The following is a 13,892-nucleotide window of genomic DNA, read 5'->3' on the forward strand; positions in this document are numbered from 1 at the left end:
GACGCGGTCAAAAGGCGCACAATGGCGCCTTTGCGGGCTTGCGGCCAGGCGGCCCGGGCCCAGCGCCTCCCGCTTCCCGACCCGTTCGCAGATTGCAGATTGCCCCATGTCCCACGCTAGCCGCAGTGCGCTGATCGACTGCACCAAGGGCCTGGCCTGTGCCGCCATCGTCTGGCACCACCTGGCCTTCTACGGCCCCATGTCCGATATCGCCCATCCGGCCGCGCCGGACCTCATCGACTGGCTCTATGAATATGCGCGCATGGCCGTGCAGATCTTCCTGGTGCTGGGCGGCTACCTGGCGGCAGCCAGCATGGCGCCGCAAGGCCACGGCCTGCACAGCGATCCGTGGTCGCGTATCGGGCGCCGCTTCGTGCGCCTGGTCGTGCCCTATGCCGTGGCCCTGGTCGTGGCCGTCGTCGTCTCGGCGGCCGTGCGGCCCTGGTTCGACCATGCCTCGGTGTCGGGCGAGCCCGATCTCTGGCAGCTGGTGGCGCATGCGCTGCTGCTGCAGAACATCGTGGGCGAGGAGTCGCTGTCCGCCGGCGTCTGGTACGTGTCCATCGACTTCCAGCTGTTTGCGCTGACGGCGCTGCTGCTGGCCGGCACGCGCTGGGGCGGCGCCTTGCTGCGCCGACGCTTCGGCGGCCAGGCGCTGTCGCGCTGCTGGCCCTGGACGCTGAGCGTGGCGCAGGCGCTGGTGGTGATCGGCGTGGCGGCCTCGCTGCTGGGCTTCAATCTGGATGCGCAATGGGATGTGTGGGCGCCGTACTTCTTTGGCGCCTACGGCCTGGGCATGCTGGCCTACTGGGCCGCGCATGCGGACAAGTCCTCGACGGCCTGGAGCTGGTCCCTGCTGATCGTGGCCCTGGTCGTGGCGGCGCTGGCACTGCAGTGGCGCGACCGCATCGCGCTGGCCGGTGCCACGGCGCTGGCCCTGGTCGCGGCCATGCGCAGCCCCGCGTTTGCCCAGGCACAAGGCTGGGCGCCGCTGCGCCGGCTGGGCAAGATTTCGTACTCGGTGTTTCTCGTGCACTTCTCGGTCTGCCTGCTGGTCAACGCCGTGGAAAGCCATTTCTGGCCGCAGTCCATTCCCGCCGCCCTGCTGGGCATGTGCACGGCCTTTGTGCTGTCGATTGCGGCCGGCCATCTGCTGTACGAGCGCGTGGAGCGCCACGTTCCCAGCTGGCACATGGCGCTGCGCTGGCAGGCCGGCCTGGTGGGCACCGGCCTGATCGCGGCATTTGTGGCGGGCCTGCGCTGAGGCGCGGTGCGTCAGTCCACAAACAACAAAGGCAGCCGGTGGGCTGCCTTTTTCGCTTCACGCCGGTCGGCGTTCAACGGTGCAGCTCGCCTGCGCTTTCCGGCTGGAACTCGATGGCATCCACGCGCACGGTGACCTGGCCCGAGGGGCCGGGCATGCGGGACTGGTCGCCCACGCTCAGGCCCAGCAGGGCAATGCCCACGGGCGCGAACACCGACACCTTGTCGGCGCTGCCATCCATCTCCTTGGGATAGACCAGGGTCAGCGTATTGGTCTTGCCCGACTCCAGCAGCGTGAAGCGCACCGTGGAATTCATGGTCACCACGTTGGGCGGCATTTCCTTGGGCTCGAGCACGTCGGCACGGTCCAGCTCGGCCTCGAGCGCCTCGCGGCCGGGAAAGGCGGGCTGCTTGTCCAGCAGGGCCTCGATGCGTTCCAGGTCCAGGGACGAAAGAATGATGTGGGGCTTGCGCTCCATGGTGTTGGCTCCCTTGTGTGCTTGCGCCGTGGCTGCAGTGAAGGGCAGCGGCGCCCAAACGGACAAAAGCCCGGGCAACGCGGTTGTCCGGGCCAAGGCATCTTAAGAAAAGAGAAAAGCACCAAGTTGGTGCGATAAGGCCATTGTGCAGGCCCGTGCGCGTTCTGCCAAGCGAACCCGCACGGTGCGGTGCGGATTGGCGCGGGCACTTGCCAAGCCGGCAAAACCCACTTCGCAACCGCAGGCATGCGGGGAGTGCTTGTTGGTATGACTGTATTTTTATACAGTTGCTTCATGCTTTCCAGTCCTCCCACGCCTCATCACGACACGGCCCGGGTGCCCCTGCACGCCATCAAGGGCCGGGGCGCAGCCAGCCAACTGGCACACCGCTTCACCACCGACCCGCGCGAGGCCTTCGATGACGGCTGGGGCAGCCTTGAGGCGCCGGCCGAAGGCGAAGAGGCCGCTGCGCTGCGCACCGAACTGCGCTGGGAGCAGGCCCGCTCGGCGCTGAGCCGCCACCAGTCGCCCGACCTGCCGTTTCACATGGGGCTCAATCCCTACCGGGGCTGCGAGCATGGCTGCATCTACTGCTATGCCCGGCCCACGCACAGCTACCTGGGCTGGTCGCCAGGGCTGGACTTCGAGACCCGGCTCATCGCCAAGCAGAACCTGCCCGAGCTGCTGCGCGCCGAGCTGTCGCGCGCCAGCCATGTGGCCGCGCCCGTGATGCTGGGCTCGGTCACCGACTGCTACCAGCCCATAGAGCGCGAGCTGGGGCTGACGCGCCGCCTGATCGAAGTGCTGGCCGAGGCGCGCCACCCGTTTTCCATCGTCACCAAGGGCAGCGGGGTGGAGCGTGACCTGGACCTGCTGGCCCCGCTGGCGCGCCAGGGCCTGGCCTCGGTGCACATCACGCTGACCACGCTGGATGCCGACCTGGCACGCCACCTGGAGCCGCGCGCTGCCGCGCCGTACCGCCGGCTGCGCAGCATCCGCGCGCTGACCGAGGCGGGCGTGCCCGTGGGCGTGAGCCTGGCACCGCAGATTCCCTTCATCAACGAAGACCTGGAGAAGGTGCTGGAGGCGGCCGCCGACGCAGGTGCGCGCCACGCCTTCTATGCCGTGCTGCGCCTGCCCTGGGAAGTGGCGCCGCTGTTCGAGCAATGGCTGCAGGTGCACTACCCCGACCGCGCCCGCCGCGTGATGGAGCGCGTGCGCGACCTGCACGGCATCCAGGGCGAGCAGCGCGAGGCCGGCCGCGTGTACAACGCCGAGTTCGGCCAGCGCATGAAAGGTACCGGCCACTGGGCCGAGCTGCTGCGCCAGCGCTTCGCCCTGGCCTGCCGTCGGTACGGGTTCAACCGCGAGCCGCTGCGGCTCGATTGCAGCCTCTACCACCCGTCGCTTTTGCTGCCGCAACGCAGCCTGTTCTGAGAGCGGACCGGCAGGCTCAAACCGCCTCCAGAAACGACCTCACCAGCAGGCTGTCGCTGCGCTCGCGCATGCAATAGACATAGGTGGTGGTGCTGGCCGGGTCGCCCGCGATGCGCAGCGGGCGAAAGCGCGGGTCGGGGATGAATTCGGCTTCGGACACGGCGCCCAGTCCCAGGCCGCGCGCCACGGCTTCGCGTATGGCTTCGCGGCTGCCGATCTCCAGTTCGGTGCGCGGCTGCACCCCGGCGGCCTGCAGCACCGATTCCAGCGCGGTGCGCGTGGTCGAGCCGTGCTCGCGCAGCAGCAGAGGCTGGCCCTGCAGTTCGGACAGCGCGATTTCGCTGCGCCGCGCGAAGGGATGGGCGACATGGGCGAACAGGATGATGGCGTGGCGCGCGTACTCGCGCGCCAGCAGCTCCGGGCGGTCGTAGAGGCCGGCGAGCACGGCCACGTCGGTGTCGTAGCGTTCCAGGTCGGCCAGCACCTGCTGCGAGTTGCCCATGCGGATGGACAGCTGCATGCCCGGGTGCCGTGCGCGGTAGGCGGCCACCATCTCGATCACATGGAAGGGCCCCACGGCGCCGATCTTGAGCTCGCCCTGGTGCAGCTGCCCCGAGTCGCGCAGGAAGAATTCGGCCTCGGCCTCCAGCGCCATGATTTTCTGCGCCATGGGCAGCAGTCTGGCGCCTGCGCCCGTGAGCGTCATGCGGTAGCCGCGGCGGTGGAACAGCTCGATCTGGCTTTGGCGCTCCAGCGTGGCGATCTGGGTGGAGATGGTGGGCTGGCTCACGCCCAGTGCGCGGGCGGCGGCGCTGAGGCTGCCATGGTGGGCGACGGCGATGAAGGCGCGGTAGCGGGCGTTGCTCACGAAAGTCGGTATCTCAAGGTTTTGTCTATGGATGCTGTCAAAACCGATTCTGAAACTTTCACATGGCAGAAATATGTCGCTCCTAGCATTCAGCCATACCCACCCGCCTGCCGATTTGACCGGCGATTCACGGATCCACCGATCCGCCGATGTGCCTGACCTGATGCAAAGGAACACTCCCATGAAGATGAACCGCAAGACCTGGCTGCGCCATGCCGGCGCCGTGCTGGCCCTGGCCGCCACCGCCTCCACCGCTACCACTGCCGCCTTTGCCCAGAGCGCCGAGCTGCGCGTGGGCCTGATCCCCTCGGAGGACGCGCAGGCCATGATCCGCGCCAGCCAGCAGGTCATGGACCAGCTGGCCACCCGCACCGGCATGAAGGTGCGGCCCTTCGTGGCCAATGACTACAACGGCGTGATCGAGGCGCTGCGCTCCAACAAGATCGACATCGCCTTCCTCGGCCCGTTCTCGTACGTGCTGGCCAACCAGGTGGCAGGCGCCGAGGCCTTTGCCGTGGCCGTGACCAAGAAGACGGGCAAGAGCGCTTACCACAGCATGGTGATCTCCCGCAAGGACAAAGGCCCGGCCAGCGTGGCCGATCTCAAGGGCCGCAGCTTTGCCTTTGTGGACCCGACCTCGGCGTCGGGCCACCTGTTTCCCAAGGCGGGGTTGATGGCCGAGGGCTTCGATGCGGACAAGGGCTTTTCGCGCGTGATCTTCTCGGGCTCGCACGACGCCAGCATCATGGCCGTGGCCAACGGCAAGGTGGATGCGGCGGCCGTGGCCGACCGCATCTTCGACTCCGCCGTGAACAAGGGCCTGGTCAAGCGCGAGGACTTCCAGATCGTCTGGCGCTCCCAGCCCATCCCCGAGTCGCCCATGACTTGGCGCAAGAACCTGGACGCCGGCACCAAGCAGAAGGTGGCTGCGGCCCTGGTCGAGGTCAAGGACCTGCCCTGGGGTGACCAGGGCGTGCTCGACGGCTTCGCGGCCACGGATGACAAGGCCTACGACGTGGTGCGCCAGACGGCCAAGGCCCTGAAGCTGGACCTCGGGAGCATGAAATGATCCGCATCCGCCAATTGCGCAAGAGCTATGGCAGCAACCATGTGCTGCATGGCATCGACCTGGATGTGCAGCCCGGCGAGTTCGTCGTCATGCTGGGCCTGTCGGGGGCCGGCAAGTCCACGCTGCTGCGCTGCATGAACGGCCTGGCCCGCGCCGACAGCGGCACGCTGGAGGTGGGCGGCATGGACCTGATGCTGGTCGGCGGCAGGCACAGCCGGCGCGAGCTGGCTCGCCACGTGGCCATGGTCTTCCAGCACCACAACCTGGTGCCGCGCCTGTCGGTGCGCAAGAACGTGCTGACCGGGCGCCTGGGCCAGACCGGCACCCTGGCCTCGGTGCTGCAGCTGTTCCGCGAAAGCGATATCCGCCTGGCCGACCAGTGCCTGGAGCGCGTGGGCCTGGCCCACAAGGCGCTGGAGCGCACCGAGGCGCTGTCGGGCGGGCAGATGCAGCGCGTGGGCATTGCCCGCGCGCTGGCCCAGCAGCCCCAGGTCATCCTGGCCGACGAGCCCGTGGCCAGCCTGGACCCCAAGACCGCGCGCAGCGTGCTGCAGTACCTGCGTGATGCCACGCGCGAGCTGGGCATTGCCGTGGTCTGCAACCTGCACCAGGTGGACTACGCGCGGGAGTTCGGCGACCGCGTGCTGGGCCTGGCCCAGGGCCGCATGGTCTTTGACGGATCGCCGCAGGCGCTGGACGAGGCCGCGCTGCAGGCCATCTACCATGCGCAGCCCACTGCAGGGCAAGGAGCAGGGCAGGGCGCAGAACCGGACACACCACCGGGCACGCAGGCCGTAGGGCCTGCCGGCCTGCATGCGCAGGCGCCGGTGCATGCCTCGTGGATGCGGGCCAGCGCGCCCGCAGGAGGACTGTGATGACCAGCGCCAATTCCTGGAGCCCCGAGCCGCGCGACCGCTGGCAATGGACCGCGCCGCGCCCCCACGGCACCCTGGGCTGGACAGGCTATGCGGCTGCGGCCCTGGCCATCGCCTGGGTGCTGCACTGGAGCGCGGGCGGCGCGCAGATGAGCTGGGGCGAACTGGCGGCAGGCATGCCCCAGATCGCAGACTTCGTGGCGCGCTCCGTGCCGCCGGACTGGAGCATGCTGCCGCGCCTGATGGCGCCCGCGCTGGAGACGGTGCAGATCGCCATCTGGGGCACGCTGCTGTCCGTGGTGCTGGCGCTGCCGCTGTCCTTCATCGCGGCCAGCAACCTGCATGGCTGGCACTGGCTGCGGCGCATCACGCGTCAGTTCCTGAACGTGGTGCGCAGCATCAACGAGCTGATCCTGGCGCTGGTCTTTGTCTCGGCCGTGGGCCTGGGGCCGTTTCCCGGCGTGCTGGCCCTGGCCCTGCATGGCATGGGCATGCTGGGCAAGTTCTTCGCCGAGAGCATCGAAGAGATCGACGACGGCCCGCTGCAGGCCCTGCGCAGCGCAGGCGCCACGCAATTGCAGCTCATCGTCTTCGGCGTGATACCGCAGGCCATCACGGCCTGGATCGCGGTCGTGCTCTACCGCTTCGAGGTCAATCTGCGCTCGGCCACGGTGCTGGGCATGGTGGGCGCGGGCGGGCTGGGGTTCGAGCTGGTCGGCAGCCTCAAGCTGTTCCGCTACCAGGAGACGGCCACCTGCATCGTGGTCATCACCGTGATGGTGATCGCGGCCGATCTCGTCTCCCACTGGCTGCGCCGCCGCATCCAGCAGGGCACCCGCCATTGAGGGCTGCGCTTTTCCCGGCGCCCCCGTTTCATTCAAAGGACCGATTTGTGTGGACCTATCACAACCCCGTTGCCATCCATGCCGGCCCCGGCCGCCTGGACCGCCTGCCCGAGCTGCTGGCCGGGCGCGACTGCCTGCTGGTGACGTTTCCCGAGGCCGAATCCCTGGGCCTGGTGCAGCAGCTGCGCCAACAGCTGGGCAGCCAGCTGCGCGGCGTGGTGGACGGCATTGCGCCCAATCCCGATGTGCAGTGGCTGGCCCCGCTGTATGACCGCGTGCACCGCGAATACGCCGAGGTCCCGTGCATCGTGGCCCTGGGCGGCGGCAGCGCCATCGACTCGGCCAAGGCGCTGATGTGCGCCACGCCCACGCGGCGTTTCGGCGAGCTGCTGCAGGCCCTGGAGCAGGGGCTGGCCCTGCCGGCCGCAGGCCACAAGGCGCTGATCGCCATTCCCACCACGGCCGGCACGGGCAGCGAGGTCACGCCCTGGGCCACGATCTGGGACCAGGCCGCTGGCCGCAAGCACTCGCTGCACCAGCACTGGACCTGGCCCGAGGCCGCCATCATCGACGCGCAGCTCATGCAAAGCCTGCCGGCCGGCGCCACGCTGGCCTCGGGGCTGGATGCGCTGTCGCATGCGCTGGAGTCCATCTGGAACCGGCACCGCAATCCCGTCTCCACCACCTTGGCCGTGGGCGCCGCGCGCCGCACCCTGGCCACGCTGCCCGCGCTGATGCAGGACCTGGGCAGCCTGCCGCTGCGAAGCCGCATGGCCGAGGCCGCCCTGATGGCCGGCCTGGCCTTCTCCAACACCCGCACGGCGCTGGCGCATTCGCTGTCCTACGACATCACGCTGCGCCATGGCGTGGCCCACGGCATTGCCTGCTCGTTCAGCCTGCCGCTGGTGCTGGAGATGGCCCTGGGCGCCGACGATGAGGCCGATGCGGCCCTGCTGTCCATCTTCGATGCCGCCACGGGCGAGCTGGCCGTGCAGCGCCTGCGCAACTTCCTCGAAGGCCTGGGCGTGGCCACCGATCCCGCCCACTACGGCGTGCCTGGGGATGAGTGGCAGCAGCTGCTGCAGTCGGCCGCATCCGGCCCGCGCGGGCGCAATTTCATCCGCACGCTGGAATGAACAGGCGCGTGCGGCCCTCTTCTGTTTGAACCTCTTTCCTAGTCAAAAAGCACCATGAACCACACCACCGTCTCCACCGCCACCGCCGCCGATCTGTCGCCGCTGCAGGCCGTCATCTTCGACTGGGCCGGCACCCTGGTCGATTTCGGCTCGCTGGCGCCCACGCAGATCTTTGTCGAGGCCTTTGCCAGCTTCGGCATCACCATCACCCTGGCCCAGGCACGCGGCCCCATGGGCCTGTCCAAGTGGCAGCACATCCACGAGCTGCTGCAGGACGAGGGCATCCGCGCGCAATGGCACAAGGCCTTCGGCCAGCAGCCTGGCGACGCCGACGTGGATGCCATCTACGCCCGCTTCATGCCCATGCAGATCGCCAAGGTGGGCGAGTTCTCGGCACCCATCGAAGGCGCGCCTGAATTGCTGGGCTGGCTGCGCGCGCAGGGCCTGAAGGTGGGCTCGTGCTCGGGCTATCCGCGTGAAGTCCTGAACCAGCTGCTGCCCCAGGCAGCGGCCAACGGCCTGGCTCCCGACCATGTGGTGGCCGGCGATGAAATGGCCGCAGGCGGCCGCCCCGGCCCCTTCATGGCGCTGGCCAATGTGCTGGCGCTGGGCATCGGCGACGTGCGTGCCTGCGTGAAGGTGGACGACACCGTGCCCGGCATCGAGGAAGGCCGCAACGCCGGCATGTGGACCGTGGGCCTGACCCTGTCCGGCAACGAAGTCGGCTACTCCCCGGCCGAACTGGCCGCCGCCCCCGCCGAAGAAGTGCGCGAGCGCGTGGCCCGTGCCGAAGCCAAGCTGCGCGCAGCCGGCGCCCACCACGTGATCGCCAGCGTGAAGGAGCTGCCGCAGGTACTGGAGCGTATTGCGCAGGACATGCGCGCTGGCCATAGGCCAGGTTGAGGCAAGCTGCCCTGCACCTGTTGGGCGCATCACCCTTTGAAACTGGCGCGGCCAAAAAAACAGGGACGCCGAGCAAGAGCCGCCTCGCGGCGATGGCGTCGTCCCCCTCCCGCGAAGCGAGAGAGGGGGAAGGCGCGAAGCGCCTCAGGGGGTACTCAACTGCTTTGCATGATGGCGCAGATGGTCATCAATGAAGCTCTGGATGAAGTAGTAGCCGTGGTCGTAGCCCCCGTGGCGGCGCAGCGTCAGCGGCTGGCCGGCCTGGGCGCAGGCGGCCTCGAAGGCTTCGGGCAGCAGCTGCTTTTCGATCAGGAACTTGTCGGCCAGGCCCTGGTCCACGAGGATGCCGGCCGGGTAGGGCGCCTGGGTCTGCGCGGCCATCAGGCAGCTGGCGTCATGCGCTTCCCAGGCCTTGCGGTCATCGCCCAGATAGCCTGAGAAGGCTTTCTGTCCCCAGGGGCAGTTGACGGGGTTGGCGATGGGCGCGAACGCCGACAGGCTCTTGAAGCGGCCCGGATGGCGCAGCGCCAGCGTGAGCGCGCCGTGGCCGCCCATGGAGTGGCCGAAGATGCCCAGCCGCTGCGCGTCAATGGGCAGGCGTGCGGCGATCAGCGGCAGCAGCTCGCCCAGCAGATAGCTTTCCATGCGCCAGTGCAGTGCCCAGGGCCTGGTGGTGGCGTCCAGGTAGAAGCCCGCGCCCACGCCGAAGTCCCAGGCATCGGCCTCGCCGGGCAGGCCTGCGCCGCGCGGGCTGGTGTCGGGCGCGATCAGGGCGATGCCCAGCTCGGCGGCCAGGCGCTGGGCGCCGGCCTTGGTCATGAAGGTCTCTTCGGTGCAGGTCAGCCCGGCCAGATAGAGCACGGCGGGCACCTTCTCGCCGGCCACGGCCTTGGGCGGCAGGAAGACCGAGAACTTCATGTTCAGGCCGATCTCGGCGGAGAAATGCTCGTAGAAACGCTGTGCGCCGCCGAAGCAGGCATGGGCGTTCTTGAGTTCCAGGGGCGGCAGTGCGGACATGGTGTTCCTCAAAAAAGAAAAATGCTACGGGCACCTTGGCAAGCGGTGCGTGCAGCATTCAAAGATGGGAGTTGATACGCTATACACGGTCAACGGCCCATGAAACTGGCGCTGCCCAGGCGAGGGCGCCGTCCTCCTCCCTCGCGTAGCGAGTAGAGAGGCGCCGTGCAACGGGGGAGGGCGCGCAGCGCCTCAGGGGGAGCTTCAGTACACGACGACGGAGCGGATGGACTTGCCTTCGTGCATCAGGTCAAAAGCCTCGTTGATCTCCGGCAGGCCCATGGTGTGCGTGACGAAGGGGGCCAGCTGGATCTCGCCGCTCATGGCCTGCTCGACCATGCCGGGCAGCTCGCTGCGGCCCTTGACGCCGCCGAAGGCCGTGCCCAGCCACTTGCGGCCCGTCACCAGCTGGAAGGGGCGTGTGGAGATTTCCTGGCCCGCGCCGGCCACACCGATGATGACCGACTGGCCCCAGCCGCGGTGCGCGCATTCCAGGGCGGCACGCATCACGTTGACGTTGCCGATGCATTCGAAGCTGTGGTCCACGCCCCAGCCCGTCATCTCGACGATGACCTGCTGGATGGGCTTGTCGAAATCCTTGGGATTCACGCAGTCGGTGGCGCCGAAGGTGCGGGCCAGGTCGAACTTGGAGGGGTTGGTGTCCACGGCGATGATGCGGCCGGCCTTGGCCAGCTTGGCGCCCTGGATCACGGCCAGCCCGATGCCGCCCAGGCCGAACACGGCCACGGTGTCGCCTTCCTGGACCTTGGCGGTGTTCTTGACGGCACCCAGGCCCGTGGTCACGCCGCAGCCCAGCAGGCAGACCTGCTCGGGGTTGGCATCGGGGTGGATCTTGGCCAGCGAGACTTCGGCGACTACGGTGTATTCGCTGAAGGTGGAGCAGCCCATGTAGTGGTAGATGGGCTCGCCGTTGTACGAAAAGCGCGTGGTGCCGTCGGGCATCACGCCCTTGCCCTGGGTGGCGCGCACGGAAACGCACAGGTTGGTCTTGCCGCTCTTGCAGAACAGGCATTCGCCGCATTCGGCGGTGTACAGCGGGATCACGTGGTCGCCGGGCTTGACGCTGGTCACGCCTTCGCCGACCTCGACGACGATGCCCGCGCCTTCATGGCCGAGCACGGCGGGGAAGATGCCTTCCGGGTCGTCGCCCGACAGCGTGAACGCGTCGGTGTGGCAGACGCCGGTGTGGGTGATCTTGATCAGGACCTCGCCCTTCTTCGGGGGGGCCACGTCGATCTCGACGATCTGCAGGGGTTCTCCAGCCTTGAAGGCGACGGCGGCTTTGGATTTCATGGGCGTGTCTTTCTGTCGGGGTGGCTCAGGAGCGGCAGTGCGCGCGCTCCGCGAAGCCTTGAATGTAGGCCATGGCCGGGCGGCCCGGCCGCATCATGGCCGCAGCCCCAGGTGATATGTCCGAATCTGAGGGGTGTGGCCGGCGTCGGCCGGGCCTGCAGGCCGTGGGTGCTTGCGTCTTTTCGTATAGTCCGCCCCATTCTTTCCACCCTGACCGCCTCCGAGCCCGCCGTTTCCCATGGACCACCGCCACGCCAGCGCCCACCGCATCGATCTTGTCGTCTACCCCGGCTTCAAGGCGCTGGAGGCCATAGGACCCATGTCGGTGTTCGACTATGCCAACGTGCACCTGCGCGCGCGCGGCCAGAGCGACGGCTACGAGGTGCGCGTGGTCTCGCAGCGGCAAGGGCCCGTGCGCTCGGACACGCTGATGTCGCTGGAGGCCACCCACACGCTGGCCGGGCTGGAGGCTGCAGGCATGGGCTGCACCGTGGTCGTCGTGGGCTCGCGCCATATCGAGCAGGTGCTGGGCGGCTCGGCCGAGCTGGTCGCCTGGCTGGGCCGCGTGGCGCCACGCGTGCAGCGGCTGATCGCGCTGTGCTCGGGCAGCTTCTTCCTGGCCGAGGCGGGCTTGCTGGACGGCCGGCGCGCGGCCACGCACTGGAGCGTGACGGCGCAACTGGCCCAGCGCCATCCGCGCGTGCAGGTCGATGCCGATGCCATCTACCTGCGCGAGGAGATCCGCGATGGCGAAGGCAGCCGCCAGCTGTGGACCTCGGCCGGCGTGACGGCCGGCATCGACCTGGCCCTGGCCGTGGTGGAAGAGGATTTCGGCCACGCGCTGGCGCTGGAGGTGGCGCGTGACCTGGTCATGTACCTCAAGCGTCCCGGCGGCCAGTCGCAGTTCAGCGTGCCGCTGGCGGCCCAGGCCGCGCAGCACGGCGGCGTGCAGGCCGTGCAGCAGTGGGTGATGGCCCATCTGGCCGAGCCTCTGACCCTTGCGCAGATGGCCGAGCAGGCGCACATGAGCGAGCGGCACCTGCGCCGCGTGTTCCAGCAGGAAACCGGGCAAAGCCCCACGGCCTTTGTGGAGAGCGCGCGGCTGGAGGCGGCCAAGCAACTGCTGGAAAGCCAGGCCCATCTGCCGCTCAAGACCGTGGCCGCGCGCGTGGGCCTGGGCTCGGAGCAGGCGCTGCGCCACCTGTTCGTGCGCCACCTGGGCATTACCCCGGTGGCGTACCGGGATCGCTTTGGTGGGCGAGGCGGCGCGGGCTGAACCGGAAACGCTCAGTTCTTTTTTGCGGTCTCGGCTGCTTCGGCGGCCGCGGCGCGCAGCTTGTCCTTCTTGCTGGGGCGGCGGCCCTTGATGCCGCCGTTGCCGTCCTGCGCCACCGGAGGCGGCGGCACGGGCTCGGTGGGCTCGAAGCCCGGCAACTGCTCCAGTTCAAGGTCCAGCTGGTTGCGCTTGCAGATCAGCGCCCAGTGCGCCTGGTCGGCCGGCGTGACAAAGCTGATGGCCGTGCCGTCCTCGCCCGCGCGGCCCGTGCGGCCGATGCGGTGCACATAGTCGGTGGCCGAGCGCGGCAGGTCGTAGTTGACGACCAGGGGCAACTGGGTGATATCGATGCCGCGCGCCGCCAAGTCGGTGGTGATCATCACCTGCCAGCGCCTGGCCTTGAAGTCGGCCAGCGCTTCCTTGCGTGCGCCCTGGCTCAGGTCGCCATGGAAGGCCGTGGCGAAGATGCCGGCCTTGTAGAGCTTTTCCGCCACCAGTTCGGCCGTGTGCCGCGTGGCCACGAAGACCAGGGCGCGCTCCAGCGTGGCGGGGTCGGTGCCGGGCGCCGTCTCCCCCTGTACCAGTGTGCGCAGCAGCTGGGTGCGGCGCGCACGGTCCACGGCAATGGCGCGCTGGGCAATGCTCTGGGGGCTGGCGGCATCCTGGCCTTCGGCGGCATCGACGCGGGCCTGAACGGGATCGTGCAGCAGGCCTGTGGCCAGCGATTGCACGGCATCGGGATAGGTGGCCGAGAACAGCAGGGTCTGGCGCTGCTTCGGCAGCAGGGCCAGCACGCGCTGCAGCTCTTCCTGGAAGCCCAGGTCCAGCAGGCGGTCGGCCTCGTCCAGCACCAGATGGCGCACGGCGGACAGGCGCACGGCGTTGTGCTCCACCAGGTCCAGCAGGCGGCCGGGCGTGGCCACCAGGAAGTCGGCACTGCCGCGCAGCATCATCATCTGCGGATTGATGGACACGCCGCCATAGACCACGCCGATGCGCGGCGGCTGCTTGAGCGCGCGGCCCAGGTCGGACAGCGTCTCGCCCACCTGCTGGGCCAGCTCGCGCGTGGGCACCACGATCAGCGTGGTCAGGGTGCGCACAAAGCCGCCCTGGGCACCCTGGGCCTTGCCGCCATCCATCCAGCGCTGCAGCAGCGGCAGCAGGTAGGCGGCCGTCTTGCCCGAGCCCGTGGGCGCACAGGCCCAGAGGTCGCGGCCCGCAAGCACGGGGGCGATGGACTGGGTCTGTATGGGCGTGGGATCGACCAGGCCCAGGTCTTGGAGGCTGGAGACCAGCGCCGGGCTCAGGCCGAGGGAGGCAAAGTTCATGGTGTGCAGGAATGGCTGGGGCCGGAACCCCGGCGCAAGAAAGGCCCGGCCACGAGGGCCGGGGGGGCATTGTCGGCGAAAC

General features: G+C 68.8%; 13 protein-coding genes. 8 read left to right on the plus strand and 5 right to left on the minus strand.

The genetic code is table 11. The annotated features are described in order from the left end of the window. The first annotated feature begins 106 nt into the window (after positions 1 to 106). Positions 107 to 1,264: an acyltransferase family protein gene (locus HFGMBDPB_RS27130; RefSeq protein ID WP_212646645.1), complete on the plus strand. Its 1,158-nt coding sequence runs from the start codon at positions 107 to 109 to the stop codon at positions 1,262 to 1,264. A gap of 73 nt (positions 1,265 to 1,337) precedes the next feature. Here the strand turns inward: HFGMBDPB_RS27130 and rnk are convergent, their stop codons facing one another. Then, positions 1,338 to 1,742 (minus strand): nucleoside diphosphate kinase regulator, encoded by a 405-nt coding sequence (gene rnk / locus HFGMBDPB_RS27135; RefSeq protein ID WP_026062607.1) that lies wholly within the window; start codon positions 1,740 to 1,742, stop codon positions 1,338 to 1,340. 294 nt (positions 1,743 to 2,036) lie between these two features. Between rnk and HFGMBDPB_RS27140 the strand changes: the two genes are divergently transcribed. Further along, positions 2,037 to 3,179 carry a PA0069 family radical SAM protein gene (locus HFGMBDPB_RS27140; protein ID WP_212646646.1) on the plus strand — a complete coding sequence of 381 codons (1,143 nt, stop codon included), beginning with the start codon at positions 2,037 to 2,039 and terminating at the stop codon, positions 3,177 to 3,179. 16 nt (positions 3,180 to 3,195) lie between these two features. Here HFGMBDPB_RS27140 and HFGMBDPB_RS27145 read toward each other — a convergent pair whose 3' ends face one another. After that, complete coding sequence (locus HFGMBDPB_RS27145; RefSeq protein ID WP_016450187.1) at positions 3,196 to 4,047, minus strand: LysR substrate-binding domain-containing protein; 852 nt, start codon at positions 4,045 to 4,047, stop codon at positions 3,196 to 3,198. 181 nt (positions 4,048 to 4,228) lie between these two features. Between HFGMBDPB_RS27145 and phnD the strand changes: the two genes are divergently transcribed. From phnD to phnX, 5 genes are read left to right on the plus strand one after another with little or no spacing between them, the layout of a single operon-like run. After that, a complete protein-coding gene (phnD, locus tag HFGMBDPB_RS27150) occupies positions 4,229 to 5,116 on the plus strand; it encodes a phosphonate ABC transporter substrate-binding protein (protein WP_212646647.1) in 888 nt (295 codons plus the stop codon). Beyond that, a complete protein-coding gene (gene phnC / locus HFGMBDPB_RS27155) occupies positions 5,113 to 5,991 on the plus strand; it encodes a phosphonate ABC transporter ATP-binding protein (protein ID WP_212646648.1) in 879 nt (292 codons plus the stop codon). The genes phnD and phnC overlap by 4 nt, the downstream gene beginning before the upstream one ends. Next, a complete protein-coding gene (phnE, locus tag HFGMBDPB_RS27160; protein ID WP_016450190.1) occupies positions 5,991 to 6,836 on the plus strand; it encodes a phosphonate ABC transporter, permease protein PhnE in 846 nt (281 codons plus the stop codon). Before phnC ends, phnE begins: the two co-directional genes overlap by 1 nt. Before the next feature lie 47 nt (positions 6,837 to 6,883). Beyond that, positions 6,884 to 7,972, plus strand: a complete 1,089-nt coding sequence (psrA, locus tag HFGMBDPB_RS27165; protein ID WP_212646649.1) for an iron-containing alcohol dehydrogenase PsrA — start codon at positions 6,884 to 6,886, stop codon at positions 7,970 to 7,972. A 54-nt stretch (positions 7,973 to 8,026) separates the two neighbouring features. Further along, positions 8,027 to 8,875 carry a phosphonoacetaldehyde hydrolase gene (phnX, locus tag HFGMBDPB_RS27170; protein ID WP_212646650.1) on the plus strand — a complete coding sequence of 283 codons (849 nt, stop codon included), beginning with the start codon at positions 8,027 to 8,029 and terminating at the stop codon, positions 8,873 to 8,875. A 144-nt stretch (positions 8,876 to 9,019) separates the two neighbouring features. On the opposite strand, the gene fghA is transcribed toward phnX, so the two are convergent. Next, positions 9,020 to 9,892: an S-formylglutathione hydrolase gene (gene fghA, locus HFGMBDPB_RS27175; RefSeq protein ID WP_154834924.1), complete on the minus strand. Its 873-nt coding sequence runs from the start codon at positions 9,890 to 9,892 to the stop codon at positions 9,020 to 9,022. Between the two features lie 204 nt (positions 9,893 to 10,096). Continuing rightward, positions 10,097 to 11,206, minus strand: a complete 1,110-nt coding sequence (locus tag HFGMBDPB_RS27180) for an S-(hydroxymethyl)glutathione dehydrogenase/class III alcohol dehydrogenase (RefSeq protein WP_012204334.1) — start codon at positions 11,204 to 11,206, stop codon at positions 10,097 to 10,099. A 238-nt stretch (positions 11,207 to 11,444) separates the two neighbouring features. Here HFGMBDPB_RS27180 and HFGMBDPB_RS27185 point away from each other — a divergent pair, with 238 nt between their 5' ends. Beyond that, positions 11,445 to 12,482, plus strand: a complete 1,038-nt coding sequence (locus tag HFGMBDPB_RS27185; protein WP_016450194.1) for a GlxA family transcriptional regulator — start codon at positions 11,445 to 11,447, stop codon at positions 12,480 to 12,482. 11 nt (positions 12,483 to 12,493) lie between these two features. On the opposite strand, the gene HFGMBDPB_RS27190 is transcribed toward HFGMBDPB_RS27185, so the two are convergent. Next, the gene (locus HFGMBDPB_RS27190; RefSeq protein WP_212646651.1) at positions 12,494 to 13,810 is read right to left on the minus strand and encodes a DEAD/DEAH box helicase; all 1,317 of its coding nucleotides are present in this window, start codon (positions 13,808 to 13,810) and stop codon (positions 12,494 to 12,496) included. Positions 13,811 to 13,892 lie beyond the last annotated feature (82 nt).

It is taken from the genome of Delftia sp. PE138 (assembly GCF_018320755.1).
Classification (GTDB): Bacteria; Pseudomonadota; Gammaproteobacteria; order Burkholderiales; family Burkholderiaceae_C; genus Comamonas; species Comamonas tsuruhatensis.